Below are 21,512 nucleotides of genomic sequence, written 5' to 3'. Positions count from 1 at the left end.
TGCTAACCATCGCTAGATGGAGGCGCGCGTGAAAGTCTCGCGCACGCGACAGACGGTCAACACAGCGCCGCGCGACGCGGCGACGAGGAGACAGGCATGGCGATGTCGAAGGGCAGGCGCTGGATCGTCATCGTGGGCGGAACGCTTTTGGCGTTGGTTCTGATCGCGATCGGCGCGATGCAATTCGCGCAACAGGAAGTCAAGAATCGCGTCAGCGCGGCGCTCGGGCCACTCGGCAGCGCCGACAGTATCGACGTCGGCCTCACCTCGGTACGCCTCACCCACGTCGTGCTAAAAGCGCCGCCTGGCTGGCCAGCGGGTGAACCGCTACGCGCCGACGAAATCACGATCACCCCCGACGTGCGCGATCTGATCGCGCGGCGCATGCATATCCGCGAGGTCGTCGTGCGCGGCTTCGACATGGCCGTCTTACGCACGAAGGACGGCTCGCTGAATCTGCTGCCGAACCTGCGCGAATCGCTGAACCGCGGCGATCAGCCGGGCAACGCCGGCACGGCGCCGCCGATCCCGCGCGAAAAGCTGGTCGACCATATCCGCTTCGAACACGGCAACTTCCATTTCTACGACATGACTGTCGGGCCGCCGCCGTTCAAGGTCACGGTCAGCAACGCCAACGCGAGCGTCGACCATCTGCATCTGCCGGCGCTGACCGAACCGACCCATGTCAGCGTTCGCGGCTCGATGAAGGGGCCGGCGCATACGGGCACCGTGACGTTCGGCGGCTGGATCAAAATCGCCAGCCGCGATTCGCAGACGACGAGCACGCTGCACGGCGTCGATATTGCGATGCTCGATCAGTATCTGCTGAAGAAGGCCGGCACGCGCGCGCAGGTGACGGGCGGCACCGTCGATCTGACGATCGAATCGACGGTGCGGAACTATCATCTCCATGCGCCCGGCACGGTGACGGTCCACAATCTGCAGCTCGCCGAATCCGACAATCCGCTCGAGACGTTCATGTCGATTCCGACCCACGCCGCCGTCGCGGCGCTGAAGACGCATAACGGCAATATCACGCTGCATTTCGTGCTCGACGGCGATCTGCGCGATCCGAAGTTCTCGGTGCGCGAAGGGATCCTCACGCGCATCGGCGCGGGGTTTGCGCAGGCGCTCGGGGTCAGCGTCGAAGGCGTTGCGAAGGGTGCGGGCGAGACCGTCAAGGGTCTCGGTAATGCGCTGAAGAATCTGCTGGGGCAGTAGCGGCGGCGGTCAGCTCAAACCGGCAAGCCCAACTCGCGCAGCTTGGCTTCCGTTTGCCCGGCGCTCGTGTGATGCACGCCGTGCCAGCCGAGCGCCGTCGCGGCTTCGGCGTTCTTCGCGTTGTCGTCGATGAAGACGAGTTCGGCCGGCTCGACACCGGGCATTTGCAGTTCGATGCGCCGGCGCATCTCCGCGAAGATCGCCGGGTCGGGCTTCACGAGTTTCACGCGCCCCGACACGACGACGTCGCGAAACCGCCGCAGCACCGGATAGTGCTCCCACGCGTACGGAAACGTCTCGGCCGACCAGTTGGTCAGCCCGAAGAGCGGCACCTCGGCCGCTTCGAGCTTTTCCATCAGCGCGATGCCGTCGTCGAGCACACCCGCCACCATCTGGTGCCAGCGCTCATAGAACGCGCGGATCAGCGGTTCGTGATCGGGAAACCGCGCGATCAGCTCGTCGGTGGCTTCGACGATCAGCTGACCGCCATCCTGGCGGATCACCCAGTCCATCGAGCAGACGTGCGTGAGGAACCAGCGGCGCTCGACTTCGTCGGGAATCAGCTCGCGGTACAGGTACTCGGGACTCCAGTCGATCAGCACACCGCCGAAATCGAACACCACTGCCTTGATCGCCATGCACCACGCTCCTTTGGAAGGTCGTCGCCATGCTCAGATGGGTTGCGTGCGCAGTTCCAGCCACGCTTTCGCGTCGCCCGATACATGCGGCGCGAGGCGCGCGCGCACCGTCTCGTGATACGCGTTGAGCCACGCGCGCTCGTCGTCGCGCAGCAGCGACAGCTCGATGCAGCGCGCGTCGATCGGGCACAGCGTCAGCGTTTCGAACCTCAGGAAATCGCCGAATTCGGTTTTTTCGGCGGCCACGTTCAGCACGAGGTTTTCGATTCGCACGCCCCACTTGCCCGACCGATACAGACCCGGCTCGTTCGACGTGATCATGCCCTCCTCCATCGCGGTCCACGGTTCGGCCGGCGCGTAGTGCGAGATCACCTGCGGGCCTTCGTGCACGTTCAGGAAGTAGCCGACCCCGTGACCGGTGCCATGGCCATAGTCGGCGCCGGCCTGCCAGATCGGTGCGCGCGCGATCGCGTCGAGCATCGGCGAGCGGATGCCGCGCGGGAATTGCGCGCGTGACAGCGCGATCATGCCCTTCAGCACGACGGTGAAATCGCGGCGCTGTTCGCTGCTCGGCGTGCCGACCGGGACGACGCGTGTGATGTCGGTCGTGCCGCTCAGATACTGGCCGCCCGAATCGATCAGCAGCAGGCCATTGCCTTCGATCACCGCATGCGACTCCTCGGTCGCGCGATAGTGCGGCATCGCGCCGTTCGCATTGAAGCCCGCGATCGTCGCGAAGCTCAGCGACACGAAGCCGGGACGGCGCGCGCGAGCTGCCGTCAGACGCTCGTCGATCGTCAGCTCGGTGATGCGCTCGCGGCCGAGCGCGCTTTCGAACCACGCGAAGAATTCGGCGAGCGCGGCGCCGTCCTGCTCCATCGTCTCACGCACGTGCGCGGCATCGGCGGCGGTCTTGCACGACTTCAGGAAAGTGGACGGATTGACCGCCTCGACCACCTTGACCGACGACGGCACCGCCTGCAGCGAGCCGTACGTGATGCGGCGCGGATCGATCAGCAGCGTGCTGCCGGCTGGCAGCGCAGCAAGCGCGTCGGCGGTGTTCGCGTACGGCTCGACGCCGATGCCGTCGCGCGCGAGCACTTCGGCGAGCGCCGGCGACACCTTGCCGTCGGCGATAAATAGCGACGCCCGATCCACGCCGATCAGCGCGTGCGCGACGAACACCGGGTTGTAGCTGACGTCGGCGCCGCGCAGATTCAGCAGCCAGGCGAGGTCGTCGAGCGTCGAGATGAAGTGCCACTGCGCGCCTTTCTCGACCATCGCGCGACGCACCTGCGCAAGCTTGTCCGCACGTGTGACGCCCGCTTGCGGCGCGGCGTGCTCGAAGACGGCGTCGGCGGGCAGCGCCGGGCGCTGCGCCCAGATCGCGTCGAACAGGTCGAGGTCGGTGCGCAATTGCACGCCGCGCGCGTTCAGTGCGGCGCTCAACGCGCGCGCGGCCGCGACGCCCAGCACCGCGCCGTCCACACCGACCGTGCCGCCGCTCGCGACGTTCTGCGCGAGCCATTCGAAATGCGGCGTCGTGAGCTGGCCGCCGGTCATCTTCATCAGCTCGACACCGCTGCCGGCGAGCTGCGCACTCGCCTGCTCCCAGTAGCGGCTGTCGGTCCAGACGCCGGCAAAATCGGCGGTGACGATCAGCGTGCCGGCCGAGCCGGTGAAGCCCGACAGCCACTGGCGGCCTTGCCAGCGCCCTGGCAGATACTCGGACAGATGCGGATCCGCCGACGGCACGAGGTAAGCGGCAATGCCCTCGCGCGCCATCGCGGCGCGCAGGCTCGCGAGGCGCTCGGGAATGGAGGAGGTTTCGGGAAGTCGGGCGTTCATGGAGTTACCTGCAAGGATTCATCGACGGATTGACCGGCGCGTTGATTGACGCGACAAAAAGCCGACCGTTACGGCGACGGCGATGAGCGCGACGGCGGTGCATACCGGCCATTCGAGCATGTCGCCGTCATGGAAGAGACTTGTCACATTGCCGGCCATCCGCGCGACGCTCGTGCCGAGCACACCGGCCAACAGCGCGGCCCACCAGCGGGCGCGGCTCGCGCGGCGCTGCGGATGCAACCACCAGCCCGCGAGGCCGATCACCGCGCCGAGTACGAGAATGCCTGGCCAACCCATCAGGCGTCGACTCCAGACTGGGCGCTCAAACACGGCAAGATCAATTTCGGATTCGTCTCATAGGCGAAAGGAGCCGCCAACGCTAGCATTTTTGCCTCCTCAACTATACAAGTTCAGCACGGCGCTTTCCGCATAGCGGTTGAGTTTAGGGATCGGGGTGTGCTTAGGCAAGTTGTAAGTCTGACGAAAACGCCTCATGCTTCGCCCGTTGCCAGGCTGACGCAGCGCCATGCGCATCGCCCTTATCGAACCCGACGTGCAACACGCCAAACTGGTTGACCGGCTCATTTTCGCCGGCGGCCACGCGTGCCAGCACTTCACCACTAGCGCCACGTTCCTGCAGCGCGCTACCGACGAATTTTTCGACCTGTTGATCACCGAAAGTTGGGCCGGCGACCATTGCGCCGAAGACGTGATCCCGCGCGCGCGCTCCATTCTGCCGGGCCTGCCCGTCATGATGCTGCTGAGCGCACCGCGCGAATGCCAGATCGTCGCCGCGCTGCATGCCGGCGCCGACGACTGTCTCAGCAAGCCAGTGCGCGGCCCCGAAATGCTCGCGCGTGTCGAGGCGCTGCAGCGCCGTGCGGGCCTACGGCGGCCGCCCAACCGTCGACGCGACGTGATCGGCGGCTATACGTTCGACGCGGCGAATTTGGCCGTGACATTCCGCGACCTGACCGTGATCCTGACGCCGAAGGAATTCCGCCTCGCGCTGGTGCTGTTCAACAATCTCGCGCGGCCGGTGTCGCGCGCGCATATTCTCGAAACCGTGTGGGCCCGCCGCCGTGACGTAAAGTCGCGCACCATCGACACGCACGCGTCGCGCGTGCGCAGCAAGTTGCAACTGCGCCCGGAGCTTGGCTACACGCTGACGCCGGTCTATGGTTACGGTTACCAGCTCGACGCGATCCCGCCGGAGAGCCTGACAGGCGCGAACTGACGCATGCGGGATATATGGCGGGCAGAATGTGAGTATCGTGGAAACGCTATAATATAGGGCTGAACGATAGCTCTCCCACATGCAGCTTCTAACGATCGGAATCAACCATCACACTGCGCCTGTCGCCTTGCGCGAACGCGTGGCGTTTCCGCTCGAACAGATAAAGCCCGCTCTGGATACGTTCAAAGGCATCTGGCTGGGCCACATGGCCCCCAACGCGCCCGAGGCGGCAATTCTGTCCACCTGCAACCGCACCGAACTCTACTGCGCGACCGACGACCTCGCCGCGCGCGAAGCCTCGGTGCAGTGGCTGTCGAAGTACCACAACCTCCCCATCGACGAACTCGCGCCGCACGTCTATGCGCTGCCGCAGTCCGAAGCCGTGCGCCATGCGTTCCGCGTCGCGTCGGGGCTCGATTCGATGGTGCTCGGCGAAACGCAGATCGTCGGACAAATGAAGGACGCGGTGCGCACCGCCTCCGAAGCCGGCGCCCTCGGCACCTACCTGAATCAGCTATTCCAGCGCACCTTCGCCGTCGCGAAGGAAGTGCGCAGCACCACCGAGATCGGCGCGCAGTCGGTGTCGATGGCCGCCGCCGCGGTACGCCTCGCCCAACGCATTTTCGACAAGATCGCGAACCAGCGCGTGCTGTTCATCGGTGCTGGCGAAATGATCGAGCTTTGCGCGACGCACTTCGCGGCGCAGCATCCGCGGGAACTCGTCGTCGCGAACCGGACCGCCGAGCGCGGCATGCGGCTCGCCGAGCGCTTCAACGGCCGCGCCATTCCGCTCTCCGAGCTCCCCGCGCGGATGCACGAATTCGACATCATCGTGTCGTGCACGGCGTCCACGTTGCCGATCATCGGTCTTGGCGCGGTCGAGCGCGCGGTCAAGGCGCGTCGTCACCGGCCGATTTTCATGGTCGACCTCGCGGTGCCGCGTGACATCGAACCCGAAGCCGGCCAGCTCGAAGACGTGTTCCTGTACACCGTCGACGACCTCGGTGCGATCGTCCGCGAAGGCAATGCGTCGCGCCAGGCCGCGGTCGCGCAGGCCGAAGCGATCATCGAAACGCGCGTACAGACCTTCATGCAGTGGCTTGATGCGCGCAGCATCGTGCCGGTGATCCGCCACATGCACACGCAGGCCGACACGCTGCGCCGCGCAGAGGTCGAACGCGCGCAGAAAATGCTCGCGCGCGGCGACGATCCGGCCGCAGTCCTCGAGGCACTGTCGCAATCGCTCACCAACAAGCTGATCCATGGTCCTACGCACGCGCTGAATCGCGCGAGCAGCGACAACCGCGACAAGCTGATCGAGCTGATGAGCGGCTTCTACAAACACCCCGGCTCTACCGAGCGTTAGCGGCGCCGTGCTCGCCGCACCCCGCGCGCCACCGCCGTGGCTCGCAAAGTGCTTCCGCCCCGGGCATTCGCCCATTCCCCTGGCCGCATCCATTCCGGAGTCCGCTCCGCTACCCGCCCGATGAAAACGAGCATGCAACGCAAGCTCGACCAGCTGACCACCCGGCTGGCCGAACTGAACGACCTGTTGAGCCGCGAGGACATCACCGCCAACCTCGACCAGTACCGCAAGCTGACGCGCGAACACGCGGAGCTCGACCCGGTCGTCGAGCATTACGGGCTGTGGCGCCAGGCGCAGAACGACGCCGCCACCGCGCAGGAACTGCTCGCCGACGCGTCGATGCGCGATTTCGCCGAAGAGGAAATCCGCGCAGCACGCGATCGTATGGAGACGCTCGGCGTCGAACTGCAGAAAATGCTGCTGCCGAGAGACCCGAACGACGAGCGCAACATTTTCCTCGAAATCCGCGCGGGCACCGGCGGCGACGAATCCGCACTGTTCGCGGGCGATCTGCTGCGCATGTATCTGCGCTATGCCGAGCGCAACCGCTGGCAGGTCGAGATGATGTCGGCGAGTGAATCGGACCTCGGGGGCTATCGCGAAGTGATCGTGCGAATTGCCGGCGATGCCGCGTATTCGAGGCTGAAGTTCGAGTCGGGCGGGCATCGCGTGCAGCGCGTGCCGGCCACCGAAACGCAGGGCCGCATCCATACCTCGGCGTGCACGGTCGCGGTGATGCCGGAAGCGGACGAGATCGGCGAAGTCGAGATCAATCCGGCCGATCTGCGTATCGACACGTTCCGCGCGTCGGGCGCGGGCGGCCAGCACATCAACAAGACCGACTCGGCGGTGCGCGTCACGCACTTGCCGACGGGCATCGTCGTCGAATGTCAGGACGACCGCTCGCAGCACAAGAACAAGGATCGCGCGCTGAAGGTGCTCGCCGCGCGCATCAAGGACAAGCAGGCGCACGAGCAGCAGGCGAAGGAAGCGGCGACGCGCAAGAACCTGATCGGCTCGGGCGACCGTTCGGAGCGTATCCGCACGTACAACTTCCCGCAGGGGCGCCTCACCGATCACCGCATCAACCTGACGCTGTATCGCCTCGACGCGATCATGGACGGCGATCTCGAAGAACTGATCGCGGCGCTCGTCAGCGAGCATCAGGCCGAACTGCTGGCTTCGCTCGGCGACGCGGACTAACGCCCCGACAATGACCGACGCCTCCCCGGCTCCGCTCGACCCCACCGCTCTGCCCCCCACGGCCGAGGCGCTATTGCGCGCATCGCCGCTGCCGCCGCTCGAAGCGCGGATTCTGCTCACGCATGTGCTCGGTTGGCGGCGCACGCAGCTGATCACGCGCGGCGAGGAGCCGCTCGAACGCGCAAGCGTCGAGCGTTATCGCACGCTCGAGGCGCGGCGCATGGCCGGCGAGCCGGTCGCGCAGCTCGTCGGTGCGCGCGAGTTCTTCGGGCTCGAATTCGAAGTGACGCCGCACGTGCTGATTCCGCGTCCTGAGACCGAGCTGCTGGTGGAGACCGCGCTCGCGGCGATCGAACCTCGGCCGCGCCCACATGTGCTCGATCTCGGCACCGGGACCGGCGCAATCGCGGTGGCGATCGCGTCGATGCGGCCCGACGCGCAGGTCTGGGCGCTCGACCGCTCGGCCGACGCGCTCGCCGTCGCCGCGCGCAACGGCGCGCGCCTGCTCGACGTGAATCGCCCGGGGGGCGCCGTCGTTTTCCTGCCCAGCGACTGGTACGGCTCGCTCGACGCCGCGTTGCGCTTCGATGCGATCGTCAGCAATCCACCGTATATCGCGAGCGGCGACCCGCATCTGCGTGAGGGCGATCTGCGCTTCGAGCCGCGCGGCGCGCTCACCGACGAGGCCGACGGCCTCAGCGCGATCCGCGCGATCGTTGCCGGCGCCCCCGAGCGTCTCGCCGCCGACGGCACGCTTTGGATCGAACATGGCTACGACCAGGCCGAAGCCGTGCGCGCATTGTTGAGCGAACGCGGTTTCGCCGAGGTCCGCTCGGCGCGCGATCTCGCCGGCATCGAGCGGATCAGCGGCGGCGTGCTGCGCGCCGCTGCGGCCTGAGCGCGGTCGCCGAGGCTAAAACCCCAGGCGCGACGTGGCTGCGGCCGCCCGTAGCGAAATCCGCTATCATTTCAGCCTATTCCCATCCTTTATCGGAACCGCAAGGTCAGTCATGGATACGCAACAACGCATCAAGCAAATCGTCGACGGCAACAACGTCGTTCTCTTCATGAAGGGCACGGCCCAGTTCCCGATGTGCGGTTTTTCCGGCCGCGCCATCCAGATCCTGAAGGCGTGCGGTGCCGGTGAAATCAAGACCGTCAACGTGCTCGAAGACGACGAAATCCGTCAGGGCATCAAGGTGTTCTCGAACTGGCCGACCATTCCGCAGCTGTACGTGAAGGGCGAGTTCATCGGCGGCTCGGACATCATGATGGAGATGTACGAATCGGGCGAACTGCAGCAGCTGTTCGCCGCGGCCTGAGCGTTCTACGCTTCGTTCGCTTCATCAGGCGCCGCAAGCCATGCAGCAAGCACGCACCGCGGTGCCTCGCCGGCTGATCGTCGCGATCACCGGCGCCACCGGCGCCATCTACGGCATCCGGCTGCTCGAGACGCTGCGGCAGCTCGGCGGCGTCGAGAGCCACCTGCTGATTTCGAGCGCGGGTTGGCTCAACATCCAGCATGAACTCGAGTTGGGCAAGGAAGACGTGCATCCGCTCGCGGATGTCGTCCATTCGGTGCGCGATGTCGGCGCGAGCATCGCGTCCGGCTCGTTCGCGACCGACGGCATGATCGTCGCGCCCTGCTCGATGAAAACACTCGCGAGCATCGCGCACGGTTTCGCCGACAACCTGATCACCCGCGCCGCCGACGTCACACTGAAGGAGCGTCGCCGTCTCGTGCTGCTGGTGCGCGAAACGCCGTTCAATCTCGCGCATCTGCGCAATATGACGGCCGTCACCGAAATGGGCGGAGTGATCTTCCCGCCGCTGCCCGCGTTCTATAACCGGCCTGCTTCGATCGACGAGATGGTCGACCACACTGTCGCGCGCGTGCTCGATCTGTTTGCGCTGGGGCGGGCGTTGTCGCCGGCGTGGGAAGGATTGCGGGGCGCACAGGATTAACCGCGACAACGCGGATTAACAACGGTTGCGACGCAATCAATTCCCGCCGAACCCATTTATCAAGCCGGCGTGCGGATCTATATTGGTAGCAACCCAATTTCTCCGTGCCGTGCTTACACGGCCGCGTTGCTGTCATGAACCGCTTACCTTCGCTTTTCCTGTCTCACGGCGCACCCACGTTGCCGATCGATCCGTCGATGCCGTCCGCCGAGTTCGGCGCGCTCGGCACGCAATTGCCGCGTCCCGAGGCAATCCTGATGTTGTCGGCGCACTGGGGCACCGCGCAGCCACTCGCGAGCATCGCGACGGCGCCTGAAACCATCCACGATTTTTATGGTTTTCCGCGCCAGCTCTATGAAATCCAATATCCGGCGCCGGGCGCGCCCGACATCGCACGTAGCGCCGCCGCGCTGCTCGGCGCGAGCGGCATCGTCGCGGACGTGCAGCCGCGCGGACTAGACCACGGCGCATGGGTGCCGATGCTGCTGATGTTTCCGCGAGCGGACGTGCCAATCGCGCAACTGTCGATCCAACCGCACAAGGACGCCGCGCATCATTTCCGCGTCGGCCGCGCGCTGCGTGCGCTAAAAGACGAAGGCGTGATGGTGATCGGCTCCGGCCAGATCACCCATAACCTGCGCGCCGCCGATTTCTCCGCGCGCCCGGAAGACGCCGATCCGCGTGTGGCCGAATTCACCGACTGGTTCGAGGACAAGCTCGTCGCGCGCGATATCGACGCGCTGCTCGACTATCGCCGCCAGGCGCCGCACGCGGTGTTGATGCATCCGACCGACGAGCATCTGTTGCCGGTATTCGCCGCGCTCGGTGCCGCCGACGACGACTATTCGCTCGCGATCCAGTCGCTCGGCACCTACCAACGCTCGCTCGCGATGACGAACTACGTGTTCGGGACCGCCTGATCCGGCTCGGGGTCGCGCACAAAGGTCAACAAAAAGCCCGCCTGATCATCGATCGGGCGGGCTTTTTATCGCCCCGAAAGACCCGCGTCGAGCGGATCTTCGGTTTCGAACGGCGCTCAATGCGCGCCGATAACTTCGAGCACTTCGTCGTGCACGAGCCTCTCGTCCAGATACTCCGAACGATAGCCGCTGTTCACGCCCCAGAAGTAGAACACCAACGAGAAGGCGATCACGACGAGCATGTCCCAGCCGTACGGCAGAATGCCGAAGCCGCCAAACTCCTTGCTGCCGATCAGCGACAGGGTCGCCATGATCGGCAGATACGCGACCAGCCACCAGGCAGCCTTCAGGTCACGGCCCCAGCCCTCGAAGCCCGACTTCGCCTGGAAGTAGAAATACACCGGCAGCGCGACGACCATCAGTAGAATGATTTCGCCGGTCAGCGGCCACCTCGCCCAGTACAGGATCAGCGACGCGCAGACAAACGCGAACGGCGCGATCACCTTCATGCCGGCGATGTGCAGCGGGCGCTCGAGATCGGTTGCCGCGCGGCGCAGTGCCATCAGGCTGATCGGGCCGGTCAGGTACGAGATCACGGTCGCGACCGAAATCACCGCCGCGAGCGAACTCCAGCCGCGGAAGAAGAACAGGAAGATGAACGAGACGAGCAGATTGAACCACATCGCGTTGCGCGGAACGCCATAGAACGGGTGCACGTTACCGAACATCTTCGGCATCGTGTTGTTGCGCTCCATCGCGTAGATCATGCGCGAGGTGGTTGCCATGTAGGTCGTACCGGTGCCGCTCGGGCTCACGAACGCGTCGACGTACAGCAGGATCGCCAGCCAGTTCAGGTTCAGCGCAATCGCCAGTTCCGCGAACGGCGAAGCAAAGCTGAAGTGGCTCCAGCCCTTCATCACGTCGGCCGGATTCACGGCGCCGATGTATGCGATCTGCAGCAACACGTAGATCACGAGCGCGAGCAGGATCGAGCCGATCACCGCGAACGGCACGCTTCTGGCCGGATTTCGCGCTTCACCGGCCAGGTTGATCGGGCTCTGGAAACCGTTGAATGCGAACACGATGCCGCTCGTCGCGACCGCGGTCAGCACCGCCGACCAGCCGTACGGCGCGAACGTGGTCGTCTGACCAAAGTTCTCGGTGTGGACGCCCGTCATCATCAGGCCGACGATCGTTGCGCCCGGAATCAGGAACTTGAAGATCGTGATCGCCGAGTTGGCGCGCGCGAACAGCTTGACGCCCCAGTAGTTGAGCAGGAAATAGATGATGACGAGCCCGGCGGACAACAGCAGGCCGTTGGTCGTCAACGACCCGTCGACGAACAGCGCATGCGCCCAGGGATAGGGCCACGTACTCATATATTGGATCGATGCTTCGGCCTCGATCGGGATCACCGACACGATCGCGATCCAGTTGGCCCACGCGCTGATGAAACCGACCAGCGCGCCGTGCGAGTAGCGCGCATAGCGCACCATCCCGCCAGATTCCGGAAACATCGCGCCGAGTTCCGCGTAGGTCAGCGCAATCGCGAGAATCACGACCGCACCGATGATCCATGCGCAAATCGCAGCCGGACCGGCAATTTTTGCAGCCTTCCACGCGCCGAACAGCCAACCCGAACCGATGATCGAGCCCAGACCGGTCAGCATCAGCGCAAATGGCCCGATGTTCCGTTGTATAGAACTTTTCAAGTCTTCTCCTAAATCAGAACCATGTCGGCACCGCGTGACATCGCTTGTGGCGGGTGGGGACGGGGTGACGCGCATGTAAGCGCGTCCAGATGCGGAATAGGTGCAACCGACGCGCGGCGCGTAGTTTAACGGTTGCACCGTGTTACTGCAGCGAAACCGCAGCCGAACCAAGGGTTCTCCCTAGCAAAAAGTTGTCCCCCTGCGCAAGCTTTGTAAGAAAATTTCGGATCAGTCCGGCAAAGTTTCGTCTAGACTGTTGACCTTCGTCCGAATTCGCCGTATAACGTTCGGGCAGGATTTCAAGTGGCGAGTGAAGTGGTTCTTTCGTAGTTCGCCCATCAACGGTACTCCGGTTGGTCCCATTACCCCCTTCCTTGATTTTCATGCACCCCGGGCTTCGGCCTTATTCACCATCTTTAGGAAAAAGTAATATGGAAACCGGTACCGTCAAGTGGTTCAACGACGCTAAGGGCTTTGGCTTCATCACTCCGGACGGCGGCGGTGAAGATCTGTTCGCGCATTTCTCGGAAATTCGCACTGAAGGCTTCAAGACGCTGCAAGAAAACCAGAAGGTCACGTTTGAAGTGAAGACGGGCCCGAAGGGCAAGCAAGCGGCTAACATCAAGCCGGTGTAAGCTCCGCGCTTCCTTCCGGACGCAAAAAAACCCCGCCTCGGCGGGGTTTTTTATTATGGCGGCCAATCTGAATGCGCCGATTAACTTCGCATGACTTCGCAATTCGCGGCGGATTATTTGCTGATTATCCGGGATTATCCGAATACACGCCGCGCATGAATACCGAGGCCAGTCGCCACGCTCGCGAGACGATCCCCGAACACCGCTTGCGCGTCTGGAAACGCCGCGGCCAGCGCGCCCGACAGAAACGCGAGGCCGGTCGACCCGCCGGTGAAATAGATCGCGTCGACATCGCGCGGCGCGACGCCCGCCGCCTGCACCGTATCGCGCGCGGCCTGCACGATGCGTCGCGTTTCTTCCTCGCCTGCCTTGACGAGCTGCGCTTCGTCGAACGCGAGACGCAGATCCTCTTCCACCTGTTCGAGATCGATCACGGTCTCGCCGCCCGCCGCCACGCCGATCTTCGCCTCTTCCGCGTGGGCGGCGAGCGCGTGCCCGAAACGCTGCTCGACCACGCGCATCAGCCGGTCGTGGTGCTTCGTCTCCGTGAAAAGGTGCCGCATCAGCGCGAGTTCGCTGACGCGCTTCGGCGTGTAGACGGTGTTGATCAGGTGCCAGGTCGCGAGATCGAAATAAATCCGGTTGGGGATTTCGCGCCCTTGCGGATCGAGCGACTGGTAGCCGAGTTCGCGCAGTATCGTGGCGAGTTCGACGCGGCGGTCGAAGTCCGTACCCGCGACGTGCACGCCGTGGTGCGCGAGCACGTCGTCCTTGCGCTCGACGCGCTTCATCCGTTCCGGCCCCACTCGCACGAGCGAAAAGTCCGACGTACCGCCGCCGAGGTCCGCCACAAGCACGAGCCCCTCGGCGCTCAGGTGCGATTCGTAATCGAACGCAGCCGCGATCGGTTCATACTGAAAGTGGATGTCGCGCAAGCCGGCCGTGCGCGCAGCGGCCTCGAGCTGTTGCTGCGCCATCTGGTCGGCGCGCGGGTCGTCGTCGACGAAGAACACCGGGCGGCCCAGCACCGCGCGGTCGATCGCGCCGCCGGCGCTCGCCTCGGCCGCGCGCTTCAGGTGAGTCAGGAACGTCGCGATCACGTCGGTGTACTTGATCGCACTGCCGTCGCCGAGATCGGTCGTATTCTCGGCGAGCGGCGAGCCGAGAATGCTTTTCATCGAGCGCATCAGCCGGCCGTCGAAACCATCGATGTAAGCAGCGAGCGCCGCGCGCCCGAATTCGCTGGTGTGTTCGTCGGTATTGAAGAAGACCGCGGTGGGCAGCGTCGTGTACGCGCCTTCGACCGGCGCCAGCTTCAGCTGCGGGCCGATCGGAACCGCGACGGCCGAATTGGAAGTACCGAAGTCAATCGCGCAATAGTTCATGGCAGGAATGGCCGCTCACGGCTGGCGCGCAAAGAAAGGGGAGCGGCTTTGTATCACGAAAACTCCGGCAGCATCAACTGAAGCTGCCGGGACGGCCGCAAGATCGTTTGAAATCATGGCGCGGAATGGATCTTGCTGCGTCCGACCGGATATGCCGCCCCATTTCGCCACCGAGGAGACTTCGCGTCATGAGCGTGCCGCCCACCGCCGCTGTCGATGAACGTCACGCCACGCTGATCGAAACCGATCTGCCGTCGCGACTGGACCGCCTGCCCTGGGGCCGCTTTCATACGCTAATCGTAGTCGCGCTCGGCGTGACGTGGCTGCTCGACGGGCTCGAGGTGACGCTTGCCGGCGCCGTCGCGAGCGCGCTGAAAACGAGCCCGGCGCTGCGCTTTTCGAATGCCGACGTCGGCCTCGCAGGCAGCGCGTACATTGCCGGCGCGGTGCTCGGCGCGCTCGGCTTCGGCTGGCTGACCGACCGTCTCGGCCGCCGCAAGCTGTTTTTCATCACGCTGACGCTGTATCTGGCCGCGACCGCGGCGACCGCGCTGTCGTGGAATCTGATGAGCTTCATGCTGTTCCGCTTCCTGACCGGGGCGGGTATCGGCGGCGAATACACGGCGATCAACTCGACGATCCAGGAATTCACGCCGGCACGCGTGCGCGGCTGGACCGACCTCGGCATCAACGGCACGTTCTGGGTTGGCGCGGGGCTCGGCGCAGCGGGCTCGCTGGTGCTGCTCGATCCGCATTTACTGCCTTCCGACTGGGGCTGGCGCGCGTGTTTTTTCATCGGCGCGGTGCTCGCGCTGGCGATCCTGCCGATGCGCATCTGGATACCCGAAAGCCCGCGCTGGCTACTCACGCACGGCGACGAGCGCGACGCCCGCACGATCGTCGAGGGCATCGAGGCGCGTTTTCGCAACGACGGCCACACGCTTGCCGACGACACCCTCACGCGGCTGCGCCTGCGCGCGCGCGACCATACACCGTTGCGCGAGGTGTTCCACACGCTGTTCAACGTGCACCGGCGCCGCGCGCTGGTCGGTCTCACGTTGATGACCGCGCAGGCATTCTTCTACAACGCGATCTTTTTCACCTACGCGCTCGTCCTCACCGACTTCTATCACGTGCCGGGCGACGACATCGGCTGGTATCTGCTGCCTTTCGCGCTCGGCAATTTCCTGGGGCCGCTCGTGCTCGGGCGGCTGTTCGACGTGATCGGCCGACGCAAGATGATCGCCGCGACCTACGCGATGTCGGCGATCCTGCTGACGCTGTCCGGCTATCTGTTCGAGCAGCAACTGCTGAGCGTCGTCACGCAGACGGTCGCCTGGATGGTCATTTTCTTCTTTGCGTCGGCGGCCGCGAGTTCCGCGTATCTGACCGTGAGCGAATCGTTTCCGCTCGAAATCCGCGCGCTCGCGATCGCGGTTTTCTATGCGTTCGGCACCGCGCTCGGCGGCATCATCGGGCCGGCGTTTTTCGGTCGGCTGATCGATACACATCAGCGCAGCGAGGTGTTTTCGGGCTATCTGGTCGGCTCGGCGTTGATGCTCGCGGCGGCGCTCGTCGCGGCGATCTGGGGTGTCGACGCGGAGCGCAAGTCGCTCGAACATGTGGCCGCACCGCTGTCGAGCGTGACGGATGGTGAGAACGGCATGGACGGCGCTGCATGAAAAACGCGCGGACCGTGCCGCGCGTGCCTGACCGCTTAGTTGCTCATCGACTGCTTTCTTCGCTTTACCCGAAATCGCGCCGCAAGCGCGGCGAATCCGTCCCTCAGAACGCCTTCTTCCAGGCGCCGGCGTACACGATCTCCGCGAGCGCCGCGCGTTGACGCGGCGCCTTCTCGCGTTCGCGCAGGACCGGGTCCAGTTTGTCGACGTCGCCGTAATGGCCGAGCGAGATCATCGCGATCGGCTCGACGTCCTTTGGTAGTTCGAAGGCGGTACGGAACGCGTTCACGTCGAAGCCGCTCATCTGGTGCGCGGCGAGGCCGAGCGCGTGCGCCTGCAGCACCAGCGCCATCGCCGCCGCGCCGGCGTCGTAGAACGCGCAGCGGTTTACGTCGCCCTTGTTGGTCAGTGTGTGCGCGGTCACCGCGATCAGCACCGGCGCGGGCGCATTCCAGCCCTGGTTGAACGGCACTAGCGTGGCGAAAGCCTTCTTGAATGCGACTTCGTCGACGCTGCGATCGAATACGACAAAACGCCAGGGCTGCGCGTTATATGAAGACGGCGCCCAGCGCGCCGCTTCTAGCACGGCGCGCAACTGATCGCGGCTCACCGGCTCGCTCGAATACGCGCGAGGGCTCCAGCGGCCTGCAATCAGCTCGTGAATGGCAACTTCGGTTGAGGCGGGTTTGGTGGCCATGCGCTTCTCTCGGTAGAAATTCATGATCGTCGGGCGGCTGCCCGAGGCCACATAGCATAACGGGCTTTCGGTGCGCGCTCCAAGTTGCGGCGCGGCGCTATGCGTGCTGGCTGAGAAAACGCGCACGGCCCCGTTATGGGGCCGTGCGTCGTTGCTTCGCAGACGGTGAATCCGCGCGGCTCGCGAGGGCGCCTCAGATTGCCTGCGGCGTCGGCACCTTGGCCGGGCGGTTGATGCGCAGCACGATCACCGCGGCGATCAGACACAAGCCGCCGGAAATCATCGATGCGACCGTGTAGGTGCCAAGACTCGCGCGCAGCATGCCCGCGCCGAGCGCCGCGAACGCCGCGCCGAGCTGGTGGCCCGCGACCACCCAGCCGAACACGATCGGCGCCGATTCCTTGCCGTAGACGTCGGTCGCAAGACGCACGGTCGGCGGCACGGTGGCGATCCAGTCGAGACCGTAGAACACCGCGAACAGCGGCAGTCCGAAAAAGTCGATGCCGAACGCGTGCGGCAGATACATCAGCGACAGCCCCCGCAGCCCGTAATACCAGAACAGCAGCACGCGGCTATTGAAGCGGTCCGACAGCCAGCCCGACATCGTCGTGCCGAACAGGTCGAACACGCCCATCGCCGCGAGCAACGACGCGCCCTGCACTTCGGTCATCCCGTAGTCGCCGCACATCGCGATCAGATGGGTGCCGACATAGCCATTGGTGCTCGCGCCGCAAATGAAGAAGCTGAAGAACAGCAGCCAGAAGTCGCGCGTTTTGCTCGCCGACGCAAGCGTGCCGAATGCGATCGCGAGCGGATTCTGCCTGGTGACGGTCGTCGTGATGGGCGCGTCATGCGGTTCGCCGTACGGGCGCAGCTGCATGCTGGCCGGATGCTCGGGCAGCAGAAACGCGACGAGCGGAATCACGACGGCCGCCGCGAGCGCGACGACCCACACGACCTGACGCCAGCCGTAATGCTCGGCGATGGCCGCGAGCAGCGGCAGAAACACCAGCTGGCCGGTCGCCGAGCTGGCGGTCAGGATACCCATCACGAGACCGCGGCGCGTCGTGAACCAGCGCGTCACGACCGTCGCCGACAGCGACAGCGCCGCTACCCCGGTCGAGCCGCCGACCATCACGCCCCAGATCAGCACCATTTGCCACGGATGCGTCATCAGCGACGACAGCGCGACACCCGCGGCCATCGTGCCGAGCGCGCTCAGCAGCGTGGGGCGCACACCGAAGCGCTGCATCGCGGCGGCCGCGAACGGCCCCATCAACCCGTACAGCGCGATGTTCACCGAGATCGCGAGCGAAATCGTCGCGCGGCTCCAGCCGAACTGGTGCTCGAGCGGCACCATCATCACGCTCGGTGTCGCTCGCGTACCCGCAGCCGCGAGCAACACCAGGAACACCACGGCGACGGTCAACCAGCCGTAGTGGAAACGCCCGCCTATCAGTCGCGCAGCCCAGTTCATCGATTCTCCCATCGACGCGGTCCGGGTGGCGGCGTCGTTCGTATTCTTGCGGCCTCGGTGAATGACTTGTGACAGATCGGTCACAATAGTGTTGCGATCTTAGTTACTGGTCGGTAACATGTCAAGGCGTCAATCTCATTCGGGTGACTTGCCATGTCCGACAGCGAAACCCCCAAGCCCGCCCCTACTCGTGCGCGGCGCGCGCGCGGCGCACAGACCGCCGGGCCGCAGGCGCAGCTGCATCTGCTGCGCGCGGCCAGCGAGTTGTTCTATCGCGAGGGCGTGCGCACGGTCGGCGTCGATGCGGTGGTCGAGCGCGCGGGCGTGAACAAGATGAGTCTGTACCGGCAGTTTTCGTCGAAGGACGAGCTCGTGATGGCGTATCTTGAGCAGAAGGAGGAGCAGTTCTTCCGCTACGTCGAGAAGAGCTTCGCGAAGCATCCGGACGAGCCGGCGAAGCAGCTTCAGCAGTACTTCGACGACCTCGCGGTGCGCGCCTCGGTCGACGATTACCGCGGCTGCCCGTTCGTGAACGTGTCGGTGGAGTTTGCGGATACCGCGCATCCGGCGCGGCAGTTCGTGTTCCGCAACAAACAGCGCTTGATGGCGCGCCTCGTCGAACTGTCGACGGCGGCCGGCGCCGACGATCCGCAAGCGCTGGCCGATGGGCTCGGTCTGCTGATCGAGGGCGTGTACGCGGCGAGCCAGACTTACGGGCCGGGCTGCGGGCCGATCCTCGCCGCGCCGAAAATCGCCGCGCAGTTGATAGCGGCCGCTTGCGCGGAGAAGCCGGTTCGCTGAGCCAGTCCGTCAGCTGGGTCCTTTAGGTCAGCTGGGTCCTTTAGAATTGTGCGTTTTCCCGTCACATCCGTCCCGCCATGCCGTTGCCCGCCGAATTCCACGATGCCGTTATCGCCGCGACCCGTCATTGGCTGACGGAGGCCGTGATCGGCCTGAACCTGTGTCCGTTCGCGAAGGCCGTGCATGTAAAGGGGCAGATTCGCTATGCGCTCAGCGAAGCGGACACGCTCGAAGCGGTGCTGACCGACCTGGAAGCCGAGCTGCAGACCCTCGTCGCCGCCGACCCCGCCGCCATCGACACGACGTTGCTGATCCTGCCGCGCGCGTTCGAGGACTTTCTCGGCTTCAACGACTGCCTGTTCTTCGCCGACCGGCTCGTCCAGCAGCTACGGCTCGAAGGCGTCATCCAGATCGCGAGCTTTCATCCGCATTACCAGTTCGAAGGCAGCGAGCCCGACGATATCGAAAACTACACGAACCGGGCGCCCTATCCGATCCTGCATCTGCTGCGCGAGGACAGCATCGAGCGGGCCGTGCAGGCCTTTCCCGACGCGGAAGAAATCTACGAGCGCAATCAGGAAACGCTGCGGCGAATTGGCCTCGCGGGCTGGGATGCGTTGATGAAGCGCTAAATGAAGCGCCTGGCCGCGCCTCAGGCCGGCACGAAAAATCGCTCCTTCAGCGCATCGAGCCCGAGCGCGTCGAGCACTTCGCCGAGCCGCTCAGCGGGCCGGCGCCGCGGCAGGTCCTTGTACTGCGCGATGATCAACTCGTTTTTCATCGAGTGTTCCCAGCCGACCAGCTCGGTCACGCTGACCTGATAGCCATGCGCTTCGAGCTGCAGGCAGCGCAGCACGTTCGTGATCTGGCTGCCGAATTCGCGCGTGTGCAGCGGATGCCGCCAGATTTCCGTCAGCGCGTTCTTCAGATCCTTGCCCTTGTTCTGCCGCAGCACGCCGGCCACCTCGGCCTGGCAGCACGGCACGACGACGATGTACTTCGCGTGCTTTTCGAGCGCGAAACGGATCGCGTCGTCGGTGGCGGTATTGCACGCGTGCAGCGCGGTCACGATGTCGATTTCGGCGGGCAGCTGCGTCGACGTGATCGACTCCGCCACCGACAGATTCAGAAACGACATCCCCTTGAAGCCGAGCCGCGCCGCCAGCTCTTCGGACTTTGTCACCAGCTCTTCGCGCGTTTCAATGCCGTAAATGTGCGAAGCCCCACCAGCGATATCCTGAAACTCCTTGAAAAACAGGTCGTACAGGATAAAACCGAGGTATGACTTGCCCGCGCCGTGATCGACGAGCGTCAGCGCCCCCTGCCGGTCCTTCAGGTCCTTGAGTAGCGGCTCGATGAACTGGAACAGATGGTAGACCTGCTTCAGCTTGCGACGGCTGTCCTGATTCATCTTGCCGTCGCGCGTGAGGATGTGGAGCTCTTTGAGCAGTTCGACGGACTGGTTGGGACGGATTTCGTGGGTTTTGCCGGACATGTATGGGCCGCCATCAATTGCAGTGCGAACGTGCGACAGATGACGGAAAAAGAGAAAAGTTGCTGCCAGTTTACCCAAAGTGCGGCAATCCCAGCGAGTACGCCGTCCGGATCACGCGAGACAGGCGGTCCACTGGGAACACTTCCTGCTCGAAAGGCGCTGCACGGAAGTGTCTCGAGAATGGCCGAAAACAGCTTGAGCGCCGGCTGAGCCTGCGGGTGCAAGCCGCGTCGCCGAAAACAGGAAGCTGTCCGGCCGTGCAACCGGACACGCGAACCGGATGCATGTGGGGAGAGCGGTCCCGCAACAAGGGGCGAACGTTACGTAACCAGCAGCGGCCGGCTTTGCAACGGGCCGCGCGCTCGGATGATCACAGAAGAGGCGGCAATGGATACGGTACCCAACGGAAATGTCGAACAGAAGTTTCAGGAAATGATGGCGAAGCTCACCGCCGCGCCGGCATGGTCGGAGAAACAGCAACTCGAACTGGAGATGGCTCGCGACATCTCCACGGAAATGCTGCGGCTCGCCGAGGTTATGCGTGACGGCAACGTCGACCTCGAGACCTGCCTGACGATGCTCAAGTACGCCAAGGTGCTCGACTTCGTGATGACGACGCTCGCGTCGCGACGCGACATCAAGCCGCAGACGTTGCGGGTGATCTTCAAGCTCGCCGGGCTGAAGGTCGATGAGGCGTATCCGGGTTAGCGCGTCGGCATCCTGGTTAGATTGGCTTGGTATCGCGTTTCTCGTGTCACCACAAGACTGCTGCAACACGCTCGCACGCGGGCGGCTGGATGCCGCTCGCGACGCGGGCTTCCACACTCCCCTTCCACGGGTGTCTCAAGCGTGCCGCGCCTCGACGGGCGGCGTTCCCTCATGAAATAGCGTCTTCAGCTGCTCGCGCAGCTCCGGCGAATCCGCGTGCTTGTGAACGCTGACGGCATGCTGGACCGCGGCTTCGAGCAGTTCGCCGTCGCTGTCGGCGGATAGCGCGACAGTGCAGTTCGTTTCGCTCGGAAACTCGCGACAGTCGATATATTTGCGGGTCATGGCAATCTCCTTGAACCAGACGATCGACTCTTCCAACGATTCAACAGGCGCTTCGCGTCGGCTGCCGGCGCGCGGCAGTGAAGCGCGCCGCAGCGGCTGCGTCGCAAGCAACGTGATTGGGGATTGACGCGAGGAACGACCCGAACGGCGTCCGATGGAAGATGTTTGAAAAGTATA

Annotated in this window: 22 protein-coding genes; 13 read left to right on the top strand and 9 right to left on the bottom strand. The window is 64.5% G+C overall.

What is annotated here, in order from left to right:
* Positions 1–96: 96 nt before the first annotated feature.
* Positions 97–1,221 (top strand): DUF748 domain-containing protein, encoded by a 1,125-nt coding sequence (locus F6X39_RS12765; RefSeq protein WP_187616868.1) that lies wholly within the window; start codon positions 97–99, stop codon positions 1,219–1,221.
* Between the two features lie 14 nt (positions 1,222–1,235).
* Here F6X39_RS12765 and F6X39_RS12760 read toward each other — a convergent pair whose 3' ends face one another.
* The 3 genes from F6X39_RS12760 to F6X39_RS12750 are packed head-to-tail and all read right to left on the bottom strand — an operon-like array spanning position 1,236 to position 4,004.
* Entirely contained in the window at positions 1,236–1,859 is a 624-nt protein-coding gene (locus F6X39_RS12760; protein WP_187616867.1) for an HAD family hydrolase, read from the bottom strand.
* 33 nt (positions 1,860–1,892) lie between these two features.
* A complete protein-coding gene (locus tag F6X39_RS12755; RefSeq protein ID WP_187616866.1) occupies positions 1,893–3,707 on the bottom strand; it encodes an aminopeptidase P family protein in 1,815 nt (604 codons plus the stop codon).
* Between the two features lie 18 nt (positions 3,708–3,725).
* Complete coding sequence (locus F6X39_RS12750) at positions 3,726–4,004, bottom strand: hypothetical protein (RefSeq protein WP_187616865.1); 279 nt, start codon at positions 4,002–4,004, stop codon at positions 3,726–3,728.
* 229 nt (positions 4,005–4,233) lie between these two features.
* Between F6X39_RS12750 and F6X39_RS12745 the strand changes: the two genes are divergently transcribed.
* The 7 genes from F6X39_RS12745 (at position 4,234) to F6X39_RS12715 (ending at position 10,398) form a co-directional block, all read left to right on the top strand.
* Positions 4,234–4,944, top strand: coding sequence for a response regulator transcription factor (locus F6X39_RS12745; RefSeq protein WP_184035932.1), 711 nt, complete (start codon positions 4,234–4,236; stop codon positions 4,942–4,944).
* A 79-nt stretch (positions 4,945–5,023) separates the two neighbouring features.
* Positions 5,024–6,310: a glutamyl-tRNA reductase gene (gene hemA / locus F6X39_RS12740; protein ID WP_184035929.1), complete on the top strand. Its 1,287-nt coding sequence runs from the start codon at positions 5,024–5,026 to the stop codon at positions 6,308–6,310.
* A gap of 120 nt (positions 6,311–6,430) precedes the next feature.
* Complete coding sequence (gene prfA, locus F6X39_RS12735) at positions 6,431–7,513, top strand: peptide chain release factor 1 (protein ID WP_187616864.1); 1,083 nt, start codon at positions 6,431–6,433, stop codon at positions 7,511–7,513.
* Between the two features lie 10 nt (positions 7,514–7,523).
* A complete protein-coding gene (gene prmC, locus F6X39_RS12730) occupies positions 7,524–8,411 on the top strand; it encodes a peptide chain release factor N(5)-glutamine methyltransferase (protein WP_187616863.1) in 888 nt (295 codons plus the stop codon).
* Positions 8,412–8,523: 112 nt separating this feature from the next.
* Positions 8,524–8,835 (top strand): Grx4 family monothiol glutaredoxin, encoded by a 312-nt coding sequence (gene grxD, locus F6X39_RS12725; protein ID WP_018420101.1) that lies wholly within the window; start codon positions 8,524–8,526, stop codon positions 8,833–8,835.
* 40 nt (positions 8,836–8,875) lie between these two features.
* A complete protein-coding gene (locus F6X39_RS12720) occupies positions 8,876–9,478 on the top strand; it encodes a UbiX family flavin prenyltransferase (RefSeq protein WP_187616862.1) in 603 nt (200 codons plus the stop codon).
* 134 nt (positions 9,479–9,612) lie between these two features.
* Positions 9,613–10,398, top strand: coding sequence for a DODA-type extradiol aromatic ring-opening family dioxygenase (locus F6X39_RS12715; RefSeq protein ID WP_187616861.1), 786 nt, complete (start codon positions 9,613–9,615; stop codon positions 10,396–10,398).
* Between the two features lie 116 nt (positions 10,399–10,514).
* On the opposite strand, the gene F6X39_RS12710 is transcribed toward F6X39_RS12715, so the two are convergent.
* Positions 10,515–12,110, bottom strand: coding sequence for an APC family permease (locus F6X39_RS12710; protein ID WP_187616860.1), 1,596 nt, complete (start codon positions 12,108–12,110; stop codon positions 10,515–10,517).
* Positions 12,111–12,541: 431 nt separating this feature from the next.
* On the opposite strand from F6X39_RS12710, the gene F6X39_RS12705 reads away from it, so the two are divergent.
* On the top strand, positions 12,542–12,745 hold the full coding sequence (locus F6X39_RS12705) for a cold-shock protein (protein WP_007180251.1): 204 nt from the start codon (positions 12,542–12,544) through the stop codon (positions 12,743–12,745).
* Between the two features lie 134 nt (positions 12,746–12,879).
* On the opposite strand, the gene F6X39_RS12700 is transcribed toward F6X39_RS12705, so the two are convergent.
* Entirely contained in the window at positions 12,880–14,130 is a 1,251-nt protein-coding gene (locus tag F6X39_RS12700) for an Hsp70 family protein (RefSeq protein ID WP_187616859.1), read from the bottom strand.
* Positions 14,131–14,318: 188 nt separating this feature from the next.
* Between F6X39_RS12700 and F6X39_RS12695 the strand changes: the two genes are divergently transcribed.
* Positions 14,319–15,812, top strand: coding sequence for an MFS transporter (locus F6X39_RS12695; RefSeq protein ID WP_187616858.1), 1,494 nt, complete (start codon positions 14,319–14,321; stop codon positions 15,810–15,812).
* A gap of 103 nt (positions 15,813–15,915) precedes the next feature.
* On the opposite strand, the gene F6X39_RS12690 is transcribed toward F6X39_RS12695, so the two are convergent.
* Both F6X39_RS12690 and F6X39_RS12685 read right to left on the bottom strand, forming a co-directional pair.
* Positions 15,916–16,509, bottom strand: a complete 594-nt coding sequence (locus F6X39_RS12690; RefSeq protein ID WP_187616857.1) for a nitroreductase family protein — start codon at positions 16,507–16,509, stop codon at positions 15,916–15,918.
* Positions 16,510–16,702: 193 nt separating this feature from the next.
* Positions 16,703–17,986: an MFS transporter gene (locus tag F6X39_RS12685; RefSeq protein WP_187612896.1), complete on the bottom strand. Its 1,284-nt coding sequence runs from the start codon at positions 17,984–17,986 to the stop codon at positions 16,703–16,705.
* Between the two features lie 153 nt (positions 17,987–18,139).
* On the opposite strand from F6X39_RS12685, the gene F6X39_RS12680 reads away from it, so the two are divergent.
* Entirely contained in the window at positions 18,140–18,787 is a 648-nt protein-coding gene (locus F6X39_RS12680; RefSeq protein ID WP_187616856.1) for a TetR/AcrR family transcriptional regulator, read from the top strand.
* 77 nt (positions 18,788–18,864) lie between these two features.
* Complete coding sequence (locus tag F6X39_RS12675) at positions 18,865–19,419, top strand: DUF1415 domain-containing protein (RefSeq protein ID WP_187616855.1); 555 nt, start codon at positions 18,865–18,867, stop codon at positions 19,417–19,419.
* A gap of 20 nt (positions 19,420–19,439) precedes the next feature.
* On the opposite strand, the gene F6X39_RS12670 is transcribed toward F6X39_RS12675, so the two are convergent.
* On the bottom strand, positions 19,440–20,282 hold the full coding sequence (locus tag F6X39_RS12670) for a class I SAM-dependent methyltransferase (protein ID WP_187616854.1): 843 nt from the start codon (positions 20,280–20,282) through the stop codon (positions 19,440–19,442).
* Positions 20,283–20,669: 387 nt separating this feature from the next.
* Between F6X39_RS12670 and F6X39_RS12665 the strand changes: the two genes are divergently transcribed.
* Positions 20,670–20,990: a DNA-binding protein gene (locus F6X39_RS12665; protein WP_090802066.1), complete on the top strand. Its 321-nt coding sequence runs from the start codon at positions 20,670–20,672 to the stop codon at positions 20,988–20,990.
* Between the two features lie 135 nt (positions 20,991–21,125).
* Here F6X39_RS12665 and F6X39_RS12660 read toward each other — a convergent pair whose 3' ends face one another.
* The gene (locus F6X39_RS12660; RefSeq protein ID WP_090805487.1) at positions 21,126–21,335 is read right to left on the bottom strand and encodes a DUF1059 domain-containing protein; all 210 of its coding nucleotides are present in this window, start codon (positions 21,333–21,335) and stop codon (positions 21,126–21,128) included.
* Between the last annotated feature and the right edge of the window lie 177 nt (positions 21,336–21,512).

It is taken from the genome of Paraburkholderia sp. UCT2, from assembly GCF_014397665.1.
GTDB classification, from domain to species: Bacteria; Pseudomonadota; Gammaproteobacteria; order Burkholderiales; family Burkholderiaceae; genus Paraburkholderia; species Paraburkholderia tuberum.
Note: the sequence above shows the minus strand (reverse complement) of the source record. Positions and strands in the feature narration are given on the sequence as shown.